Annotated in this window: 20 protein-coding genes; 10 read left to right on the top strand and 10 right to left on the bottom strand. The window is 44.6% G+C overall.

The annotated features are described in order from the left end of the window. Positions 1-46: 46 nt before the first annotated feature. Positions 47-2050 (bottom strand): NADPH-dependent 2,4-dienoyl-CoA reductase, encoded by a 2004-nt coding sequence (locus tag VEZ01S_RS03720; protein ID WP_040890046.1) that lies wholly within the window; start codon positions 2048-2050, stop codon positions 47-49. 300 nt (positions 2051-2350) lie between these two features. Here VEZ01S_RS03720 and sppA point away from each other — a divergent pair, with 300 nt between their 5' ends. Together sppA and ansA are read left to right on the top strand one after the other, a co-directional pair. Beyond that, positions 2351-4210 (top strand): signal peptide peptidase SppA, encoded by a 1860-nt coding sequence (gene sppA, locus VEZ01S_RS03715; protein WP_021712666.1) that lies wholly within the window; start codon positions 2351-2353, stop codon positions 4208-4210. Between the two features lie 138 nt (positions 4211-4348). Then, the gene (ansA, locus tag VEZ01S_RS03710; protein WP_021712665.1) at positions 4349-5374 is read left to right on the top strand and encodes an asparaginase; all 1026 of its coding nucleotides are present in this window, start codon (positions 4349-4351) and stop codon (positions 5372-5374) included. Positions 5375-5566: 192 nt separating this feature from the next. Here ansA and VEZ01S_RS03705 read toward each other — a convergent pair whose 3' ends face one another. Together VEZ01S_RS03705 and msrB are read right to left on the bottom strand one after the other, a co-directional pair. Next, positions 5567-5857, bottom strand: a complete 291-nt coding sequence (locus VEZ01S_RS03705; RefSeq protein WP_021712664.1) for a YeaC family protein — start codon at positions 5855-5857, stop codon at positions 5567-5569. 47 nt (positions 5858-5904) lie between these two features. After that, positions 5905-6318, bottom strand: coding sequence for a peptide-methionine (R)-S-oxide reductase MsrB (gene msrB, locus VEZ01S_RS03700; RefSeq protein WP_021712663.1), 414 nt, complete (start codon positions 6316-6318; stop codon positions 5905-5907). A 325-nt stretch (positions 6319-6643) separates the two neighbouring features. Between msrB and gap the strand changes: the two genes are divergently transcribed. The 4 genes from gap to VEZ01S_RS03680 all read left to right on the top strand — a co-directional run bounded on the left by gap (position 6644) and on the right by VEZ01S_RS03680 (position 10623). Next, positions 6644-7639: a type I glyceraldehyde-3-phosphate dehydrogenase gene (gene gap / locus VEZ01S_RS03695; protein ID WP_021712662.1), complete on the top strand. Its 996-nt coding sequence runs from the start codon at positions 6644-6646 to the stop codon at positions 7637-7639. 148 nt (positions 7640-7787) lie between these two features. Further along, entirely contained in the window at positions 7788-8672 is an 885-nt protein-coding gene (locus VEZ01S_RS03690) for a D-hexose-6-phosphate mutarotase (RefSeq protein WP_021712661.1), read from the top strand. 131 nt (positions 8673-8803) lie between these two features. Next, entirely contained in the window at positions 8804-9628 is an 825-nt protein-coding gene (gene rlmA, locus VEZ01S_RS03685; RefSeq protein WP_021712660.1) for a 23S rRNA (guanine(745)-N(1))-methyltransferase, read from the top strand. A gap of 17 nt (positions 9629-9645) precedes the next feature. Beyond that, on the top strand, positions 9646-10623 hold the full coding sequence (locus VEZ01S_RS03680) for a ChaN family lipoprotein (protein WP_021712659.1): 978 nt from the start codon (positions 9646-9648) through the stop codon (positions 10621-10623). A 7-nt stretch (positions 10624-10630) separates the two neighbouring features. On the opposite strand, the gene VEZ01S_RS03675 is transcribed toward VEZ01S_RS03680, so the two are convergent. Further along, positions 10631-11353: a FadR/GntR family transcriptional regulator gene (locus VEZ01S_RS03675; RefSeq protein ID WP_040890043.1), complete on the bottom strand. Its 723-nt coding sequence runs from the start codon at positions 11351-11353 to the stop codon at positions 10631-10633. Positions 11354-11727: 374 nt separating this feature from the next. Between VEZ01S_RS03675 and manD the strand changes: the two genes are divergently transcribed. Then, entirely contained in the window at positions 11728-12951 is a 1224-nt protein-coding gene (gene manD / locus VEZ01S_RS03670) for a D-mannonate dehydratase ManD (protein ID WP_021712657.1), read from the top strand. A gap of 102 nt (positions 12952-13053) precedes the next feature. Beyond that, on the top strand, positions 13054-14196 hold the full coding sequence (locus VEZ01S_RS03665) for a glycerate kinase (RefSeq protein ID WP_021712656.1): 1143 nt from the start codon (positions 13054-13056) through the stop codon (positions 14194-14196). A 69-nt stretch (positions 14197-14265) separates the two neighbouring features. On the opposite strand, the gene VEZ01S_RS03660 is transcribed toward VEZ01S_RS03665, so the two are convergent. Next, positions 14266-14706, bottom strand: a complete 441-nt coding sequence (locus tag VEZ01S_RS03660) for a YcgN family cysteine cluster protein (protein ID WP_021712655.1) — start codon at positions 14704-14706, stop codon at positions 14266-14268. A gap of 176 nt (positions 14707-14882) precedes the next feature. Here VEZ01S_RS03660 and VEZ01S_RS03655 point away from each other — a divergent pair, with 176 nt between their 5' ends. Next, positions 14883-15134, top strand: a complete 252-nt coding sequence (locus tag VEZ01S_RS03655; protein WP_021712654.1) for a hypothetical protein — start codon at positions 14883-14885, stop codon at positions 15132-15134. An 83-nt stretch (positions 15135-15217) separates the two neighbouring features. After that, a complete protein-coding gene (gene aqpZ / locus VEZ01S_RS03650) occupies positions 15218-15901 on the top strand; it encodes an aquaporin Z (protein WP_021712653.1) in 684 nt (227 codons plus the stop codon). Between the two features lie 70 nt (positions 15902-15971). Here the strand turns inward: aqpZ and recR are convergent, their stop codons facing one another. From recR to VEZ01S_RS03625, 5 genes are all read right to left on the bottom strand, one after another. Continuing rightward, positions 15972-16571 (bottom strand): recombination mediator RecR, encoded by a 600-nt coding sequence (recR, locus tag VEZ01S_RS03645; protein WP_021712652.1) that lies wholly within the window; start codon positions 16569-16571, stop codon positions 15972-15974. A gap of 16 nt (positions 16572-16587) precedes the next feature. Then, complete coding sequence (locus VEZ01S_RS03640; RefSeq protein WP_021712651.1) at positions 16588-16917, bottom strand: YbaB/EbfC family nucleoid-associated protein; 330 nt, start codon at positions 16915-16917, stop codon at positions 16588-16590. A 72-nt stretch (positions 16918-16989) separates the two neighbouring features. Continuing rightward, positions 16990-19101 carry a DNA polymerase III subunit gamma/tau gene (gene dnaX / locus VEZ01S_RS03635; protein WP_021712650.1) on the bottom strand — a complete coding sequence of 704 codons (2112 nt, stop codon included), beginning with the start codon at positions 19099-19101 and terminating at the stop codon, positions 16990-16992. Between the two features lie 25 nt (positions 19102-19126). Further along, positions 19127-19672, bottom strand: a complete 546-nt coding sequence (apt, locus tag VEZ01S_RS03630) for an adenine phosphoribosyltransferase (protein WP_021712649.1) — start codon at positions 19670-19672, stop codon at positions 19127-19129. A 263-nt stretch (positions 19673-19935) separates the two neighbouring features. Continuing rightward, positions 19936-20343, bottom strand: coding sequence for a YbaN family protein (locus tag VEZ01S_RS03625; protein WP_021712648.1), 408 nt, complete (start codon positions 20341-20343; stop codon positions 19936-19938). Positions 20344-20410: the final 67 nt, after the last annotated feature.

Here is a 20410-nt window from a genome sequence, read left to right as displayed (position 1 = left end):
CAAGTTAGACTAAAAAAACAAAAATCAGTGTAACATCGAAATGAGACTAAATCTTAATTGCAACTTCAAACCCTTGACGAATCGCACGAACCGCATCTAACTCTCCAGCGAGCTCAGCACCACCAATTACGTGTACATGATCTTCTCTTTCTGACCACTTATCTTCAAACGGACGCACCGACTCTTGACCTGCGCAGACCACCACGCTGTCAGCATCGAGCAAGTGTTGTTCACCTTTGATGGACACATGTAAACCGTTGTCGTCCCATTTTTGATAGCCAACGCCACCCAGTAAATGTACGCCGCGCTTTTGCAATGTCGCTCTATGCACCCACCCCGTCGTTTTACCCGGCCCTTTACCCACAGTGCCTTCTTTACGTTGCAGTAACCATACTTCGGTTTTCGAATGTATCTCTGGAAACGGATATAAACCACCAGCGTGTTGATACTCTTGGTCTATGCCCCACTCCTGCATCCACTCTTGCAAAGAATAACGACTAGGCTCAGTGAGCATGGTTGCCACATCGATGCCAACACCGCCCGCACCGATCACCGCCACTTTCTTTCCTAGATAGCTTTTTTCTCGAATCAGAGTTTGGTAGTCATAAACTTGGCTACTCTCTGATAAGCCTTCAATGTTTATCTGACGTGGCTTAACCCCAGTTGCGATAATGATTTCATCATATTCTTTGAGCACTTGTGCGGTTGCTTCAGTGTTCAGTTCTAAATTGACATCGTATTTATCCAATTGATTGGCAAAATAACGAATGGTTTCACGAAACTCTTCTTTACCCGGAATTTGCATCGCTAACCTAAATTGTCCACCAATACGGTCGCTCTTTTCGATTAAATGCACTTTGTGTCCGCGTTTAGCACAATATAAAGCGGCGCTAAGACCGGCTGGCCCTGCGCCAACCACCGCCACTCGTTTTCGTAGTGTTGCTTTGACAATCGGCATTTCCGTTTCATAACATGCCCTTGGGTTCACCATGCAACTGGCACGCTTTCCCTTAAATGCATTATCTAGGCAGGCTTGATTGCACCCGATGCAGGTATTAATTAATTGCGGCTCATTGTTTTGCGCTTTCAGGACAAATTCTGGGTCGGCTAAAAATGGACGCGCCATCGACACCATATCTGCGCCGCCTTGAGCAATGATCTCTTCAGCTTGATCTGGGCTATTAATGCGGTTGGTCGCCACGACCGGAATGGACACATGCGGTTTTACTTTATTGGTCACCCAAGTAAATGCCCCTTTGGGTACTGAAGTGACAATAGTGGGTACTCGCGCTTCGTGCCAACCAATCCCCGTATTGAGAATGGTCACGCCCGCCGCTTCTAGCTCTTTTGCCAGTAAAATCACATCATCAAGGGTGCTGCCTTCCTCTACCAGATCGAGCATAGACAGACGGAAAATAATGATAAAATCGTCCCCTGCGGAGCGACGTATTGCTTTCACAATCTCAAGGGGAAAGCGCATACGGTTTTTATAACAGCCACCCCATTCATCATCACGATGGTTGGTGCGCTTACAAATAAATTGATTGATCAAATACCCTTCTGAACCCATCACTTCGACACCATCATAACCCGCCTCTTTCGCCAGCGCCGCACTGTTGGCGTAGTCTTCAATGGTATTTTTAACCTGCCGTGAACTCATTTCACTGGGAGCAAACTTTGCAATGGGCGCTTTTGCTTCGGTTGAGCTTTGCACAAGGGGATGATAGCCGTATCGACCGGCGTGCAATAATTGCAATGCGATTTTTCCTTGATGACGATGCACCGCTTCGGTTATGACCTTATGTGCTTGAGCGTGCTTTGGTCGGCTAAACTGAGCTGCCGTCGGATACAAACGACCACGCAAATTAGGAGAGAAGCCACCGGTCACAATAATCCCAACGCCACCTTTCGCTCTCTCTTCATAAAAAGCAGCGAGCTTTTGTAGGCCTTTGACACTGTCTTCTAGCCCTGTATGCATCGAGCCCATCAATACGCGATTTTTGAGTTGAGTAAACCCTAGATCAAGAGGTTGAAGAAGGTTTGGGTACATAGCATCCCCTGTTGGATTTTTGTATTCTGGTCTGACCACGATAAGACTCAATTTTCAATATAGCAAATATAATTTTACATATTGATAACAAAAATAAGTTCCCGTCACATTCTGAACAAGAAATATCCACACTAGAAAAACGCTAAATTTAACCCACAACAACTCCATTGTAGGTCTATGATTTTATTTAACTCTTTTAAATAATTAACGCTCAGTAATTTGTGATCATCGCAATTATCACTTAGCATTAAGAATCATCCCCTCACTCTCTGATTATTGAAGGATCAGCCGGAGAATATAATGAAAACACTGTTTCGCTTCATAGGTAAGGTCATCAAAGGTATTTGGAAGATCATTACCTTTACTCGCCTTGCCCTAGCAAACCTTCTCTTTATTGCCGCTATTGTCATTATCTACTTTAGTTTTTCTCAAGTAGACAGCAAAGACCAAGCAACGGTCGTGAACAAAGAGCCAAAAGCATTGGTCCTGAATTTATCGGGAAAAATTGTTGAAGGCCGTAGCTTTGTCAACCCGATGGACTCTCTCACCGGTTCTTTGCTCGGCAAAGACATGCCTCAAGAAAATGTCTTATATGATATTCGTGAAACCATTCGTCACGCAGCCAGTGACAATAACGTATCAGGCTTAGTTCTGAGCCTTAAACGCATGCCAGAAACCAATCTGACAAAACTGCGTTATATCGCTAAAGCATTGAATGAATTTAAGTCCAGTGGCAAACCGATTTATGCCATTGGTGATTTTTACAACCAAAGCCAGTACTACTTAGCCAGTTACGCTGATAAAATTTATCTCTCTCCTGATGGCGGCGTGCTACTCAAGGGCTATAGCTCTTACACTTTGTATTACAAGACCTTGCTCGACAACTTAGACGTCAATACGCACGTCTTCAAAGTGGGCACCTACAAATCAGCCGTAGAACCTTTCACTCGTAATAATATGTCAAAGCCAGCTAAAGAAGCGGCTAGTGTTTGGTTAGGTCAACTTTGGGGAGCCTATGTTGATGATGTGGCGCGCAACCGCCATATTGATAAAGCGACGCTAAACCCAAGCATGGATGAATTCTTAGCCGAATTTGAAAGTGCAGACGGCAGTCTTGCTCAACTTGCCCTACAACTGAAAATGGTCGATACATTGGCCACACGTCAAGAAGCTCGCGCGGCAATGATTGATGCTTTTGGTGGGGATGAAGAAAACGGCTATAAAGCTGTGGACTACTACACCTATAAAGATCAGATTGCTCAACCAGAGGCTCACTCTGACAATGAGATTGCTGTGATCGTCGCCAGTGGCGCCATTATGGACGGTAAACAGCAAGGTCGTTCAGTGGGTGGTGATACTACCGCGGCATTAATTCGCAAAGCTCGCCTTGATGACAAAGTCAAAGCCTTGGTTCTACGTGTAGACAGCCCTGGAGGCAGTGCCTTTGCCTCAGAGGTCATCCGCAATGAAATCGTGGCCTTTAAAGCCACCAATAGACCCGTTGTGGTATCCATGTCTAGCCTTGCCGCTTCCGGAGGGTACTGGATCTCCATGTCTGCCGACGAGATCTTGGCTCAACCCACCACCTTAACGGGCTCAATTGGCATCTTTAGTGTCATCACGACCTTAGAAAAAGGCTTGAATAAATACGGTGTATACAGCGATGGCTTAGGCACTTCCCCACTGTCCGGTGTCGGCCTTACCGCTGGCATGAACGACGGCGCTAAACGTGCTATGCAGCTAGGCATTGAAAACGGCTACCGCCGCTTTACTGGATTGGTGGCAGAAAACCGTCATCTGGATCCGAAAGCGGTTGAGAGCATTGCCGAAGGTCGAGTTTGGACAGGCCAAGATGCAGTAGAAAGAGGATTGGTTGATTCGATTGGTGATTTTGACGATGCGCTCGTTCGCGCGGCAAGTTTAGCCAAAATTGACACCTACTCACTCAATTGGCTACAAAAATCATTAACGCCTGCTCAGCAGTTCTTGCAAGACTTTAGTAAGCGCATATCTGTGTCTGCTGGCATCGATATCAATAGTTGGTTACCTAGCTCATTGATGCCATTAGCTAGCAAAGTCCAGCAAGACCTCAGTTTGATGAGTGAATTTAACGATCCGAAAGGCTATTACACTTTATGTTTGCCTTGTCAGGTTGAGTAACTCTCTTATTTAAACTCACTTCTTAGCCCAGCTTCTGCTGGGCTTTTTTGTTTTTATGCCTTTAAACTCACATTGCTTGCCGCACTAAATCCGCTATACTGCGCGTCATTCCGTTACCTGCAATAAGCGCCTGCATTTATGACTCAAAATAGCCCACGAAAACACATATACATTGCCTACACTGGCGGTACTATCGGTATGCAAAAATCAGGAAAAGGATACGTTCCTGTTGCCGGTTTTATGGAGTCACAGCTTGCCGGTATGCCCGAATTTAATCGACCAGAAATGCCACTCTATACCATTCATGAGTACGCACCTCTGATTGACTCTTCGGACATGACCCCCGCCGATTGGCAGCAGATCGCCAATGACATCAAAGCCAATTATGATCAATACGATGGCTTCGTCATTTTGCACGGTACAGACACTATGGCGTACACCGCCTCTGCTCTGTCGTTCATGTTTGAAAACTTAAGCAAACCTGTCATCGTAACCGGTTCGCAAATTCCTCTCGCTGAATTGCGCTCAGACGGACAAGCAAACCTGTTAAACGCCTTGCACATTGCAGCGAACTATCCCATCAATGAAGTTACCCTGTTTTTCAATAACCAATTGATGCGTGGTAATCGCAGTACCAAATCTCATGCTGATGGTTTTTCGGCTTTCACCTCTCCCAATTTACCACCATTGCTAGAAGCTGGAATCAACATTCAAGTCAGCCCACACGCTAAAGTGGATGCAAAACCAATTGGTGAGTTCAAAGTACACACCATTACACCACAGCCGATTGGTGTGATCACTATGTATCCGGGCATTTCCCATGAAGTGATTCGCAATACGTTACGACAACCGGTCAACGCGATGATCCTGTTAACTTTTGGCGTGGGGAATGCACCACAAAATCCTGAGCTATTAGGCCACCTAAAAGAAGCCTCTGAGCGCGGCGTTATTGTGGTTAACCTCACTCAATGCCTGGCAGGTAAAGTAAATATGGGAGGCTATGCGACTGGGTGTGCGCTAGCCGATTCAGGCGTAATCAGTGGTTATGACATGACCCCTGAAGCCGCATTGGCAAAACTGCACTTTTTACTGAGCCAAGGTCTTAAATATGAAGAGATCAAAACGCAAATGCAACGCGTACTGCACGGCGAAATGAGTCTGTAATCAATTTTTACCCTAGATAACAGACGTCAGATATCGACTCAATGAACAAAATTGAATCGAATTTTATGTGGCTTTACAAATCCTTACATAATAATGACGTCTGTATACCGCTGACTATTTAGGGGGCGACTTCTGAGCTAAACGGAAGTAAAAATGCAGGTAACAGCTGAGAAGTAGCGCCTAAATGGTTGTCTAACTCATTTTTATTTTAGTGATCGTCTCTTGCTCATTAAACTGATGTTTTAACTCAGTTTTTGACTTAAAACTGATCTCCCCACCAGCGGCTACGGTCATATGCTGAGCCTCCGTATTATGCTTGCTTTGATACAGCATAATCGCTTGCTGGCAATAGGCTCGTTGCTCTTCACTCAACGCAGTGCCTTCTGGCCAGCGTCCTGTTTCCACAGCAAAAGTTAACCTTTGATACGCCTCTGGTGTAATCGCATCGACCATCTGTTGTATGCTCGGTGTCCCTTGATTCATTGTCTCTCTCCACGCTTGTTATTGCTCACTGAATAGCGGCAAAACACTCAATTTTGTATATCCATTTTGTCATTAAATCTTAGTGATATAGAGTTCACGCAATATCGTTCACCTGTGCTCACAGGGCCGTCAGGGAAGACATGTCCAAGGTGGCTATCACACTGGGCGCAACGTATTTCCACCCGTTTCATTCCATAGCTATTGTCTTCGATATAACGGATGGCCTCATTGGACACAGGCGCATCAAAACTAGGCCAACCACAGCCCGAGTCGTACTTATTTTCAGACTTAAATAATAGCGACTCACAGCAAGTACAGCGGTAATCGCCAGTGGCTTTATTGTGCAATAGTTTCCCGCTATAAGGAGCTTCAGTGCCTTGTTCTCGGCAAACCCTGTACTCTTCTTTTGTTAATTTTTGGCGCCATTGTTGCTCAGACGTCTTGTTATCACTGTTACTCAAATCAGGTCCTACTTCGTTAAATGAAATTTATGTTTTGAACACTTGCCTCACGCCGTGTTGTAGCACATACTTCTTTCCACTTATGTGAAATAGTTAGTATTCTGCGCTTCAAATATGAAGTTTGTAGCGCAACGCACAGTTTTTTGACGCAGCGTCGTCAATTAAGTGTAATAAATCACCATCTGCAATCATATGAACGATAAGATCGTATTTTTTTTTGACTTTAAACAAAATAAACTTGATTATCTATTGCGGAAGGAAACTGAGTTTTGTAACTTCAATACCAGTTTATAATTAATCTAAAATAAGTTGTGGAGCAACTATAATGACTATCAAAGTAGGTATTAACGGTTTTGGCCGTATCGGCCGTTTCGTATTCCGTGCAGCTCAAGAACGTAATGACATCGAAGTAGTAGGTATTAACGACCTAATCGACGTAGATTACATGGCTTACATGCTAAAATACGACTCAACTCACGGTCGCTTTAACGGCACTGTTGAAGTTAAAGACGGTAACCTAATCGTAAACGGCAACACTGTACGTGTTACTGCTGAGCGCAACCCAGAAGATCTTAAGTGGAACGAAATCGGTGTTGACGTTGTTGCTGAAGCAACTGGTCTTTTCCTAACTGACGAGACTGCACGTAAGCACATCACTGCAGGCGCTAAGAAAGTTGTTCTAACTGGTCCTTCAAAAGACGCTACTCCAATGTTCGTTAACGGCGTTAACTTCGACACTTACGCTGGTCAAGACATCGTTTCTAACGCTTCTTGTACTACTAACTGTCTAGCACCTATCGCTAAAGTTCTTAACGACACATTCGGTATCGAATCTGGTCTTATGACTACAGTTCACGCTACTACAGCAACTCAAAAAACTGTAGATGGTCCTTCTGCTAAAGACTGGCGCGGTGGTCGTGGTGCTTCTCAAAACATCATCCCATCTTCAACTGGTGCTGCTAAAGCTGTAGGCGTTGTACTTCCTGAAGTAAACGGCAAACTAACTGGTATGGCTTTCCGCGTACCAACTGCTAACGTTTCTGTAGTTGACCTAACAGTTAACCTAAAAACAGGTGCTTCTTACGAAACTATCTGTGCAGCAATGAAAGAAGCTTCTGAAGGCGCTCTTAAAGGCGTTCTTGGTTACACTGAAGATGCAGTTGTTTCTCAAGACTTCATCGGCGAAACTTGTACTTCAGTATTTGATGCTAAAGCAGGTATCGCTCTAACTGATAACTTCGTTAAAGTTGTATCTTGGTACGATAACGAAATCGGTTACTCAAACAAAGTTCTAGACCTAATCGCTCACATCTCTAAGTAAGCATTAGTTAAGAAATTTGCATAAGGCGGCTCTCGAGTCGCCTTTTTTTTGTCAATTTTTAGGGCAAAAGAACATTTGCTAGTTCAACGCAGAACTTGAGCAGTTGAATCCGCAAACATAGGTATGCCCTTTTTTGTGAGAACTCAATATGGATGTATATCAACTCCCCGCAGTGACGGTACTTTCTGACAACGTCACTATTGCTCAGCACGAGCAACTTAAAATTGTCCGCGTAATACATGAAAAAGCACGCGCAGCAATCACCCTGCACGGCGGTCACGTCATCTCTTATATTCCACAAGGCCAGCAAGAAGTTATCTGGATGAGCGAACAAGCTAATTTTGATGGCAAAGCAGCGCTTCGTGGTGGGATCCCGGTATGTTGGCCATGGTTTGGCCGAGTAGCCGCGCCTGCACATGGTTTTGCTCGCACCGCGCAATGGCAACTCATTGAGCATCGTGAAAATGACAGTGGTGTTATTATCAGCCTTGGTCTTAACGCTAGCGAAGAGACGAAAGCTATATGGCCACATCAATTTGAAGCTGTGCTTAACGTAGAGGTGGGTGACGAGCTTAAAGTAAGCTTGGTCATGACCAATACCGACAACACTGATTGGCGCTTCTCTGCCGCGCTTCACACTTACCTAAATCTCTCAGATATTGAGAAAGTAGAAACCCGAGGCATGGGCCCTGAATACATCGATAGCTTAAACGATGCAGCCCTAACCCAAGGTGAAGAAGTGCTGACTCTGACCGGTACTATCGATCGCGTTTACACGCAGCCTAAACCACTCATTACTCTAAGTGACCCTGATTTTAAACGCGATATCATCGTAGAAAACCAAGGCGCAAACTCAGCAGTAATTTGGAACCCTTGGGCTGACGGCGCGAAAGGTATGGGCGATATGCAAGATGACGGCTACAAAACATTCCTTTGTATCGAGTCAAGCCATCATGCACCGAGCCTAGAAGCAGGCACAGTGGTGAAAGCCGGTGATAGCTACACCTTATCGACAACGATTCGCTGTCAATAAGCTGTTAAGTGGCTTCATATTTATAATTGAAGCCACTTTCCTCTCTATTTTATCTTCGCGCTTTGTATAACCGTTGTCTCGCTCACCAATTACGACTACTATCTGCTTAACATTTTTTGACTCCAGTGATTATGATTTACGCCTGCCCTCTTTGCTCACAGCCTTTAACGTTAGATTCTCGAACTTTTAAGTGCTCAAACAACCACATGTTCGACAAAGCCAAAGAAGGTTACGTAAACCTAATGCCTGCGCACCATAAGCATTCAAAAAATCCCGGTGACAGTAAAGAGATGATGCAATCTCGTCGCGCTTTCCTAGAATCAGGACACTACCAGAAACTGCAACAGCAACTGGCGAATACTGTGCAGCAGTCCATCGCAAATTCTGTAGAAAATAGCGAACAGCCGACTATCCTAGATATTGGTTGCGGTGAAGGGTATTACACCAATGAAATAGCGAATGTTTTGGGCGAGAATGCACAAGTTTATGGCTTAGATATCGCTAAAGTAGCGGTGCGCTATGCCTCAAAACGGTATGCCAATTGCCACTTTAGCGTCGCCTCTAGCTATAAACTGCCGTTTAACGATCACAGCCTAGATGCCATCGTCAAAGTGTATGCACCAAGCAAGCAAGAAGAGCTATTACGTTGCCTAAAACCGGGCGCAGTTTTAGTGACTGTCACTCCGGGCGCAAGACACCTGTATCAGCTTAGAGAGCGTATTTATCAAGAAGTGCGCTTGCACGAAGAACAAGCGGATGAATTTGCAGGGCTAGAATTGATTGAGCAAGCTAAACTCAATTATTCAATGCAGCTTGTCGATGGACAAGCGTTTGATTTACTGCAAATGACGCCATTTGCTTGGAAAGCGTCACCCGAATTACAAGCCGAATTAAAACAGTGCACCCGCTTTGACTGCGAAGCCGATTTTAATATTCAAACTTATCGGGTCATTTAATCTATGGGAGAGTAGAAATGCACATGCAAATTTTAAGTGTCCTTCTGCTCTCCTTTTTACCGATATCAATCGCCTACTCTTTTACTGATCACCCCCCTCACTCAATTACCACGTTTTATGATTATCAGCTTTATGCTGACGCCTCAAAGCGAACACCGCAAAAACCAATCACTTCATTACCCAGCACTATCATAAACGCGGATGTCATCCTTGTTGGTGAGTGGCACAGTCACTCAGCTGTGCACCGATTTCAAGCCGAGCTCTATCAACAATTGCTTATGCACAATACACAGGTCGCACTGTCTATGGAGCAATTCAGTCGTCCTGCGCAAAAAACGGTCGATGAATACCTTAAAGGGAATATTGGTGAGCTGTCGTTTATTGCTCATGCCAACGCTTGGCCTAACTACAGCAGTGACTACCGTGCACTTATCGAACAAGCCAAATCTGCCGGTATGCCTGTCATTGCCGCCAATGCCCCTAGAAAGCTAGTACGTTGTATCGGACAAATTGGCCCGAGTTATCTCGATAGTCTAGAGACAGAGCAACGTGCTTTTATCGCCAAAGAATTGGATATCAGCGATAGACCGTATAAGGACAATTTCAAACAAGTCATGCAAGGCGTTGCTGAAGATCGCATTGAAAAGCTGTATGCTGCGCAGGTGGCATGGGATGAAACGATGGCCGAAAGTATTGCCCTGCATCACGCCCACTCCCCCCATCAACAAATACTGCATATTGCGGGAAGATTTCATGTAGAGAATGGGATGGGTATTGCCTACTCACTGCATAAACGAGTGCCTAAGCTTAAAATAGCGCTCATTACCCCAGTGTCCTCTCTAGAAGAGTCATTAGGTATGAGCCAACATCCTGAGTATCGTTTACTGGTACTGCCGATACCTCAACAAATCATCACCGCACATCAGCATCAAAGTTTAGAAGACAGCGGTGCCAAGCATCCAAAGTTGCAAAATAACGCTGCGTGTAAAGAGTAAATATAAACTATTCTCCATCAAACATTCGTTTCTTCGCATTATTGAGGTGACGTTGAATATGACGCTTTGCCCTATCAGGGTCTTTCTCAGCAATTGCTTGATAAATGAGTTCATGTTCAAGTAACACTCGCTTGGAACGTTCGACACTCGCGCTTAACGACAACGACCGAGTAATGTCCATCCCTTGCTTCACACTGTTGTGCAATGATTCCATCACTGTGACATAAAACTTATTATTGGAAGCTTCTGATATCGCCATATGAAAATCATAATCTTGATCTGTTGCTAAATGGCCTGAACTCGCTGCAACCTTAAGTTGTTCAAGCGCGTTCTTTATGTTTCTTAGTTGAATGTCGGTGCGTCTATCTGCGGCTAAGTAAGCCGCTCCCCCTTCCACTTCAGTCCTAAATTCAAAACAGCGCTGAATATCAGCCAACGAACTCACACCGTCAAAATCAAGAACCTGTCGTTTAGGTTTATTTTTGATAAATGTCCCGGACCCTCGCCTTGAAATCACCAAATTATCTTCTCGCAACTGACTAAGCGCAGCTCTCACCACAGGACGGGACACTTGATAGAACTCACACAGTTCAGCTTCAGACGGCAGCTTACTATTTACTTCATAAACACCATCGATAATTGAACTTAGAATTTTTTCATAGGTTGCAGCGCTCATCAAACTCAGACTTGGTTTGCTACTTCTATCCTTCCCGTTGGACTGGTACTGCATATTGAAATCTCTAGTCATAAAATGCGTATTCGATACTCTCGCTATAACTAATTATTACAAATGTAAAATCTTATTTCTATAAACTCGTAGTTATTATGTTTTATCCCTATCAGATTACCGATCTTCTTTTTAAATCCAGTAACCTCTGTGACCATCATCACTGTTAATGTTGTAATTATTTGTCATTTTAGAGAGCAGTTACGACGATGAGCGACAAGAATATGCTCACAGTCCAGTTAAAAAATAATGTGTAACGAAGAAATATGAGTCAGCTGATAGAGTTGATTATTTGACCAATAATCCACCTGAGTGACATTACACAATATAAGCACAACGCTATCCACTTTCTAAACGCACAATAGGTATCAAACACTATGAAAATAACCCATGCAGAAGTTTTTGTCGGTGGCCCAGGTAAAAACTACGTTACCCTAAAAATCATGACCGATGAAGGTCTGTATGGTGTGGGAGATGCCACCTTAAACAATCGCGAGCTTCTTCCTGCTGCTTATCTAAAAGAATACTTAATTCCTTGTTTAATCGGTAAAGATCCACAAAAGATCGAAGACATTTGGCAATACTTCTATAAAGGCGCCTACTTCCGTCGTGGACCTGTGGCTATGGCGGCCTTTGGCGCGATTGACCAAGCATTGTGGGATATTAAAGGTAAAGCAGCAAACATGCCTGTTTACCAATTGCTTGGAGGGAAAAGTCGTGATGCATCCAAGATCTACGCTCACGCTTCAGGTGTCGATATTGAACATCTAAAAGACTCTATAAGAGGCTATCTTGAACAAGGCTATGAAGCTGTACGAGTTCAATGTGGTATCCCTGATATGCCCGGTTCAGGCTACGCTATCAATCAAAACAAAGACGTCAAAAACTACATCACTTCATTCAACGGCAATGTTCCTAAAGAAGAGGTTTGGGATAGCAAGAAATACCTACGTTACTTACCTAAGATGCTAGAAGAATTGCGAGTGACCTTTGGTGAAGATATCGATATTTTGCACGACGTTCACCATCGTTTAACGCCACGTGAAGCAGCGCAGTTTGGTAAAGAAATGGAACAGTTCAACCTGTATTGGCTTGAAGATCCAACACCAGCAGAAGACCAAGATGCATTAAAACTGTTGCGTCAGCATTCAACCGTCCCGATCGCAATTGGCGAGGTTTTTAACTCTATCTATGACTGCCACCAGCTAATTCAAAATCAGATGATCGATTTTATTCGTGTCTCCTGTACCTATGCTGGCGGAATCACTCCAACGCGTAAATTAGTCGATTTTGCCGCTCATTTTAATGTTAAGACTGGCTTCCACGGCGCCCCAAGTCACTCACCGATTTCAATGGCTGCACAAGGGCATATTAACGCATGGGCACCTAACTTTGGTATTCAAGAGTATTTAGTTTTAGGTACATCCGAATGTGACCAATTATTCCCATCGGATCACTTTGTGAAAAATGGGCATTTCCATATATCCGATGCCCCAGGCTTAGGGGTCGATTTTGATGAAAAAGAAGTAGTGAAATACTCATTCAATAAAGGTTATCACCCTGTTACGCGCCTAACTGATGGCACGGTATGGAACTATTAGATTTAAAATGACGCTTAACAGAAGACAAGTTTGCGATCTAAACTTTGTCTTCTGTTAAGGAATAGATGATTGATTGCTACATGCCATTTTTAGGGATGAAAAATGAAGATTGTGATTGCCCCAGATTCATTTAAAGAGTCGCTGTCAGCCAAAGCGGTCTGTGAGTGCATTGAACGCGGGTTTAAAGTGGTATTTCCTGACGCCGAGTATCACCACTTACCCTTAGCTGATGGAGGCGAAGGGACGGTTGAAGCGCTGACTCAAGGCCGAAAAGCTCGGCTGATGAGAACCGAAGTCAGCGATCCTATTGGCAAAAAAGTGTGGGCAAACTGGGCTTTACTCGACAACGATAAAACCGCTCTTATCGAAATCGCAGCCGCATCAGGGCTAGCCCTTTTAGCACCAGAAGACAGAAACCCCAACATAACCAGCAGTTACGGTACTGGAGAGCTAATTCGGACTGCACTTGATCAAGGCGTCACAAAAATCTTACTCGGATTAGGTGGCAGTGCTACCAATGATGCAGGGGCTGGTATCGTTCAGGCGCTGGGAGGAAAACTACTCAGCCATACTGGTACTGAGCTGCAAGTCGGCGCAAGTGCCTTAACTCATTTAGCCAAGATTGATTTATCACAACAGCACCCTCGCTGTTCAGAAGTCGAATTTATCGTAGCCTGTGATGTCTCCAACCCGCTCACTGGTCAAAGGGGTGCCAGCCACGTCTTTGGACGACAAAAAGGTGCCTCTTCTGAAATGATTAATGCATTAGATGCGGCTATTCATCACTTTGCCCAGCTCTCTATACCAATACTCGGTACTGATCATCGCCACACACCCGGCTTTGGTGCAGCCGGTGGCACGCCGCTTGGACTGTCTTTGCTGTTTGATATTACGATAAAACCAGGGATTGATATGATCCTAGACGAGCTCAATGCCGATCACATCATGCAAGACGCCTCTTTAATGATCACCGGTGAAGGGAGAATGGACACTCAAACACTGCAAGGTAAAACGCCATTTGGAGTCGCACTGCGGGCTAACCAAAAAGGCATCCCTGTGATTGCCATTGCAGGTTCTTTGGGAAAAGAGCTCGACCCGTTGTATACACACTTTAATGGTCTATTTGCCAGCGTTCGCGCACCGCAAAGCCTAGATAGCGCGCTGTCAGAAGCAGAAGTAAACATTACGAGTAGCGCACGCAATGTCGCCGCAATGCTAAAACTCGGTGCAGTTATAAATAAGTGATAACTTATTAGGCCAAACACCACACACGCAAGCACCTAATAAATAAACCTATTTATTAGCAGTCGGGACTTAATTTCTATTTGGATGATTCAACACGTGGTCTTCCCAGTCCACAACATCAATCTCATACACCACTTTATTACGCACGCTTTCACCAGCGGCGTGCATGGCCGATTTTGAGCCAGTGATTAGTGGATGCCATGATGGCAGCGGTTTGCCTTCGGAAAATAAGCGGTAGGCGCAAGTGTCTGGTAACCAGTGGAACTCATGGATTTTATCGCGGGTGAGCTTTAAGCACTCTTCGCCAGATGCAAAGCGGTTTGGGTAATCCTTACAGCCACAAGTTTTGCTATTAAGCAAACTGCACGCAACATTGGTGTAATACACTTCATCGCTGTCCTCATCCATTAATTTATGCAGACAACACTTACCACAGCCATCACAAAGCGCTTCCCACTCTTGTTCTGTCATTTGTTCTAGTGTTTTTGTTTGCCAAAATGGAGCGGTCATGATTCGTTTTTCCGTTGAGAGCTGGGAGGCGTTTTATACCTATTTGACGCCTAAAATACAAGCAAAAGAGATAATCAGGGACTTACAAGTATAGTTTGCACGGTTTGAGGAAAACTTCTTTCAATCCTAACAAATATGTTGATAATCCACTCTTTGAATTTTTGAGACCGAATTGTATGGAATGTCGACTGTATTGTGGGGCGTGCTGTATTGCACCGAGTATCTCTAGTAGTTTCCCACTACACCCACACGGTAAAAAAGCGGGTGAACGTTGTAAACAACTCACTGACGATAATTTATGCAAACTCTTTGGCAAAAAAGAACGCCCAAATGTTTGCCATGATTTCAAGGCTGCAAAATGGGTTTGCGGTGAAGACAGCAAACAAGCTATTGAGATCCTTACAGAACTTGAATACATTACCCACTGAATAAATATCCATACAAACTTTGCTAATATGGCAAATAGCGTATATTTTTACTTTCAGGATTCAAACATATTCAAGGACATTTTATGAATAAGTACATGGCTGAGCTAATTGGCACATTTTGGTTAGTGTTAGGCGGTTGTGGTAGTGCTGTCTTAGCGGCGGGTATTCCAGATTTAGGTATCGGATATCTGGGTGTTGCACTTGCATTTGGTCTAACTGTGGTCACTATGGCTTTTGCTATCGGTCATATTTCAGGCTGTCACCTCAACCCTGCGGTAACGGTAGGACTTTGGGTTGGTGGACGTCATGATACGAAAGACGTGATTCCTTACATCGTGGCTCAAGTGATTGGCGGTATCATCGCAGGTGGCGTTTTGTACATCATTGCAACCGGCAAAGCAGGCGCGGATATCGGTGGCTTTGCAACCAACGGCTACGGAGAACACTCTCCACACGGCTATAGTATGCTGGCGGCGTTGGTTACTGAGATTGTATTAACGGCGGTATTCTTATTTGTCATTATGGGCGCAACAGATAAACGTGCACCCGCAGGCTTAGCACCTCTTGCTATTGGTCTTTGCCTAACCTTAATTCACCTTATCAGTATTCCAGTGACTAACACTTCGGTTAACCCTGCACGTAGTACAGCGGTGGCCGTTTATGTCGGTGATTACGCACTTAGCCAACTATGGCTATTTTGGGTTGCTCCTATTATCGGTGGCATCATTGGCGCAATCGTATATAAAGCTGTAGCTGGAAAAGAATAATTATTCCAGTCACATAGAAACAAAAAAGGCCGTTTAGTCTTCACTAAACGGCCTTTTTATTGGTTTGCTTTTACAGCTTATGTCGCCCTAAAAGAGAATGCGAAAGCGTAGTGCCATCCACCAAATCTAGCTCTCCACCAACGGGGACACCATGCGCGATACGCGATGCGCCCACTTGATGAATATGACAAAGCTCGGCGATATATTGCGCCGTGGCCTCACCCTCAACAGTTGGGTTAGTGGCTAGAATCACTTCTTTGATTTCGCCTTCTTGAAGCTTAAAATCCAGTTTATCTAAACCAATATCACTAGGCCCAATACCGTCAAGCGGTGAAAGATGCCCCATCAGCACAAAATACAGTCCTGAATACTGACCTGTTGCCTCAACTGCCGCTATATCCGCAGGACTTTCTACCACACATATTTGTCCGGTTTGCTGTCTTTTAGGATTGCTACATATATGACAAACATCATTTTCAGTAAACGTTCGACATTCGGTGCAGTGACCCACTTCGGTCATCGCCTGACTGAGTGCATCAGCCAACTTCATACCACCACTTCTGTCTCTTTGCAATAAATGAAAGGCCATACGTTGCGCCGACTTGGGACCTACCCCAGGTAGACAACGTAAGGCCTCCATCAATTGTTCCAGCATATTACTGGTACGCATTGAATTAAATTCTACGTTAGAACGGCATTTTCATGCCTGGTGGTAGTTGCATACCGCCAGTCACACCCGCCATTTTTTCTTTTTGAGTCTCTTCAACACGACGTGCTGCATCGTTAAATGCTGCTGCAATCAAGTCTTCAAGCATCTCTTTGTCGTCTTCCATCAAGCTTTCATCAATGTCGACACGACGTACGTTGTGGCTGCCTGTAATGGTTACTTTTACAAGACCTGCGCCTGATTCGCCAGTCACTTCCATTTGTGCGATTTCTTCTTGAAGTTTCGCCATACGATCTTGCATTTGCTGGGCTTGCTTCATTAGGTTGCCCATACCGCCTTTTCCAAACATTCTGAATCTCTCTTTGATATCGGTATTGATAATTACTATTAAAAGTGGGGGCTATTCTACCCCATTTCAACCCTAAATTGGGCGAACACTCTCTCTATCAAGCTCAGCTGAAAAGCGGGCTTCAATAAATTTGATGTGCTCGTCATTTTCTAAACTTTCAAACGCCTTTTCGAGCTTGGCTTGATACAAAATTTCACGCAGTTCAAGTGGTGTTTGACCTTGCTCGTCAATCTGAACGTGAATAGCACGCTGTTGCCCTGTCACAGCAGAAAGTGCTGAGGCGAGTTCGTGGCGTGACTTTTCACTATCAAGGTGTTTTTGACTTGCTCTTAAATGCAGCACTATGCCACTGTCATTTTCTTCATAATGAGAATTTAAGGCCAACTGTTCGACCAGTTTTGCAGTGTTCAATTTGGCAATCAGTGCGCTCCAACTGTCTTTTTCTACAGACTCGTTAAGTAACTTATCCACCATTTCGGGTGTTTTTTCATGCTCTAAGGCTTTTTTCAATAAAGCCGGCGTTAAGCTCGGCTTTTTTTCCTCGGGCTGAAAGGTTTCTGATGCTTGCCATTGATACGGCTGATTACTGGTATCCACTTGTTGCTGCAACACTGACTGGGACGGTGCTTTAGGCGGGTGCTGCTGTGTCACGCGCTGTAAAACACTTTCCTTTTTGCCTGTCGGTGTTGCTTCACCCTTTTTTACATTGCTATCACCTTGTATTGATGATTTGCTTTGACGTTTAGAGCGAAGTTGATGGCGTAGTCCAACTAATGAGTGTTTCGGCCCTTCAGGAGTCGCAGAAGGTGCGTCAGCCATTGGCGAATTACCCTGTGACGGCTGAGCCTGCGGGCTAACGGGCACATTTGGGGTATCGCGCATCATATTAGGGCTTGGCGCATCAGCGCGTGATATATGAGCACGCTCAACAGACGGACTTGGCGCGCTGCTTACGCTAGGCGCTTGCTCAACCACTTTTTTAGCCTGTTGCAGCGGAGAAGGTCTTTCCGCCGCTGGAGCCACATCCACGATAGGCAGTGACTGCAATGGCGTTGCCAAGGCTTGGCTTTGTGTAGAAATAGTATTGGCCGCGGGTTTTCCTTGCGGAGCAAACGCAAGCATTCGCAACAGAGTCATTTCTGCACCCGCTCGCTCTGTTGGCGCAATGGATAACTCTTTGCGTCCCTTCAAAGCAATTTGGTAATACAGCTGCACGTCTTGTGGGGGAATTTCTGCGGCAAGGTGCTGCACTCTCTCTGCGTCTAAGTGCGTCACATCCAGCGTTGCAGGCAAAGCTTGATACATAGCAATGCGATGCAATTGCATAGCAAGCTTTTGTAATAGCCCATCCCAGTCCACGCCATTATTCGCCAATTGTTCTAACGCATCTAAACTCGTAGAAGCTTGGCGTTTGATAATAGCTTCAATAAGGTATAGCGCTTGCTCACTATCAAGAGTGCCCAGCATTCTAGAGACTTGCTCAGTAACCACCGCACCATTGCCCAAGGCAATTGCTTGGTCTGACAAACTCAGTGCATCACGCATACTACCATCAGCTGCATGTGCCAACATACCAAGAGCACGCTCTTCACGGGCAACGCCCTCTTGCTCCAGAACATGATCCAATTGCTGTTGAATATTTTCAACACTGATTGGTTTCAAATGAAATTGAAGACAGCGAGATAAAATAGTGACGGGCAGTTTTTGAGGATCTGTGGTCGCTAATAAGAACTTCACATATTCAGGCGGTTCTTCAAGCGTTTTTAGAAGCGCATTAAAACTGTGCTTAGATAACATGTGCACTTCATCGATCAGGTACACTTTAAAGCGTCCCCGAGCCGGTTTGTATTGCACATTGTCTAGCAGGTCGCGAGTATCCTCAACTTTCGTGCGAGAGGCTGCATCAATTTCCAACAGGTCGACAAAACGACCTTGATCGATTTCAATACAGCTTTGACATTGACCACAAGGGGTTGACGTAATGCCCGTTTCGCAGTTCAGTCCTTTGGCAAGCAATCGACCTATCGTCGTTTTACCTACACCACGAGTACCACTTAATAAATAAGCATGATGGAGTCGATTTTGATCAAGTGCATTACCTAACGCGGTTAAAACGTGCTCTTGTCCAACAACTTCATTAAATTGCTTAGGTCGCCACTTACGCGCTAACGCTAAATAACTCATTAATTATCCTGATAGGGCTTGTCAATTAGTGTCCGTCAAATTCACATAGGCTAAAGACTTCAATGCCCAGCTTTTCAATGCGCTCACCACCACCAATTTCTGGCAGGTTAATCACAAAAGCCGCATGCTCAACCACACCACCAAGCTGACGAATCAGTTTTGTGGTCGCTTCAATCGTGCCGCCAGTTGCAAGTAAATCGTCTACTACTAGTACTTTGTCGCCTTCTACAATCGCATCAGTATGAATTTCTAATACGTCAGTGCCGTATTCTAGTTCATAAGATTGAGAAATCGTTTTTCTTGGTAATTTACCCGGCTTACGCACTGGGACAAAACCAATACCTAATTCTAGAGCCAAAGGGGCGCCAAACAAAAAGCCGCGAGCTTCAGTACCGACTACTTTAGTAAAGCCCATGCCTTGGTAACGTTCAATGAACATTTCAATCGTCGCTTTGTAGGCGGCTGCGTCTTCCATTAAGCTGGTCACATCACGGAACAAGATACCTGGCTTTGGGTAGTCAACGATGCTTTTAATACTGGCTTGAATCAGAGCTTGTTTTTCATTATTCATAATTATTCTTACTGTTTGTCTCAGTGCCCAACTATTCAGTCTCTCTACATTCACGCCTTGTTCGAGTCACGACAGTCGCCAAATCATATCGGCAGACTCCGTCAAACTGTCACGGATTAATAGGCGTGTGCGAATTGAGATTTACTATAAGATTGGGTTAATTGATATCAATCTCGTGCAAGGTTAATCATGGTCCTGCCAGATTGATATAAGTGGATGTCATATTAGTGAGTTTATCAATTTTGAGCAAGTGACTCTTTGGTCTAACTCAAGTTTTCATCCCTTGATAGCTCTGGGCCTTCAGGTAATCGTCTTATCATAACGAATAATCCAATCATCAACACAAGCAACATACCTTTAACCCATACAATGGGGGCAAAATAAATCGAAATTGAAAAGCTGACCAACATCATGATATAGGCTTTTCGTTTGATGGAAGGTTTCATGCTTCTATTGCGCTGCCAATTGTCAATGATAGGGCCAAAAGTGGGGTGTTCCATCAAGCGACGGTTCAAACGAGGTGACGCGCGCATAAAGCACGCGCTAGATAGCAATACGAACGGCGTTGTAGGCAAAAGAGGCAATACTATTCCTAGAATCCCCAATATTAAACTGACAACCCCAATACCGACTAAAAATACTCTTTTTACAGAGGAGCTTGCACTGTCCACCAAGCCATATCCATGTTTACTATAATACTGCTCGGAAGAGTATCTGAACTGGCTAAAAAAAAGAAGC

The sequence above is a fragment of the Vibrio ezurae NBRC 102218 genome (assembly GCF_000467185.1).
Taxonomy (GTDB): Bacteria; Pseudomonadota; Gammaproteobacteria; order Enterobacterales; family Vibrionaceae; genus Vibrio; species Vibrio ezurae.
The sequence above is the reverse complement of the archived record's forward strand: the minus strand, read 5'-3'. Positions and strand labels throughout refer to the sequence as shown.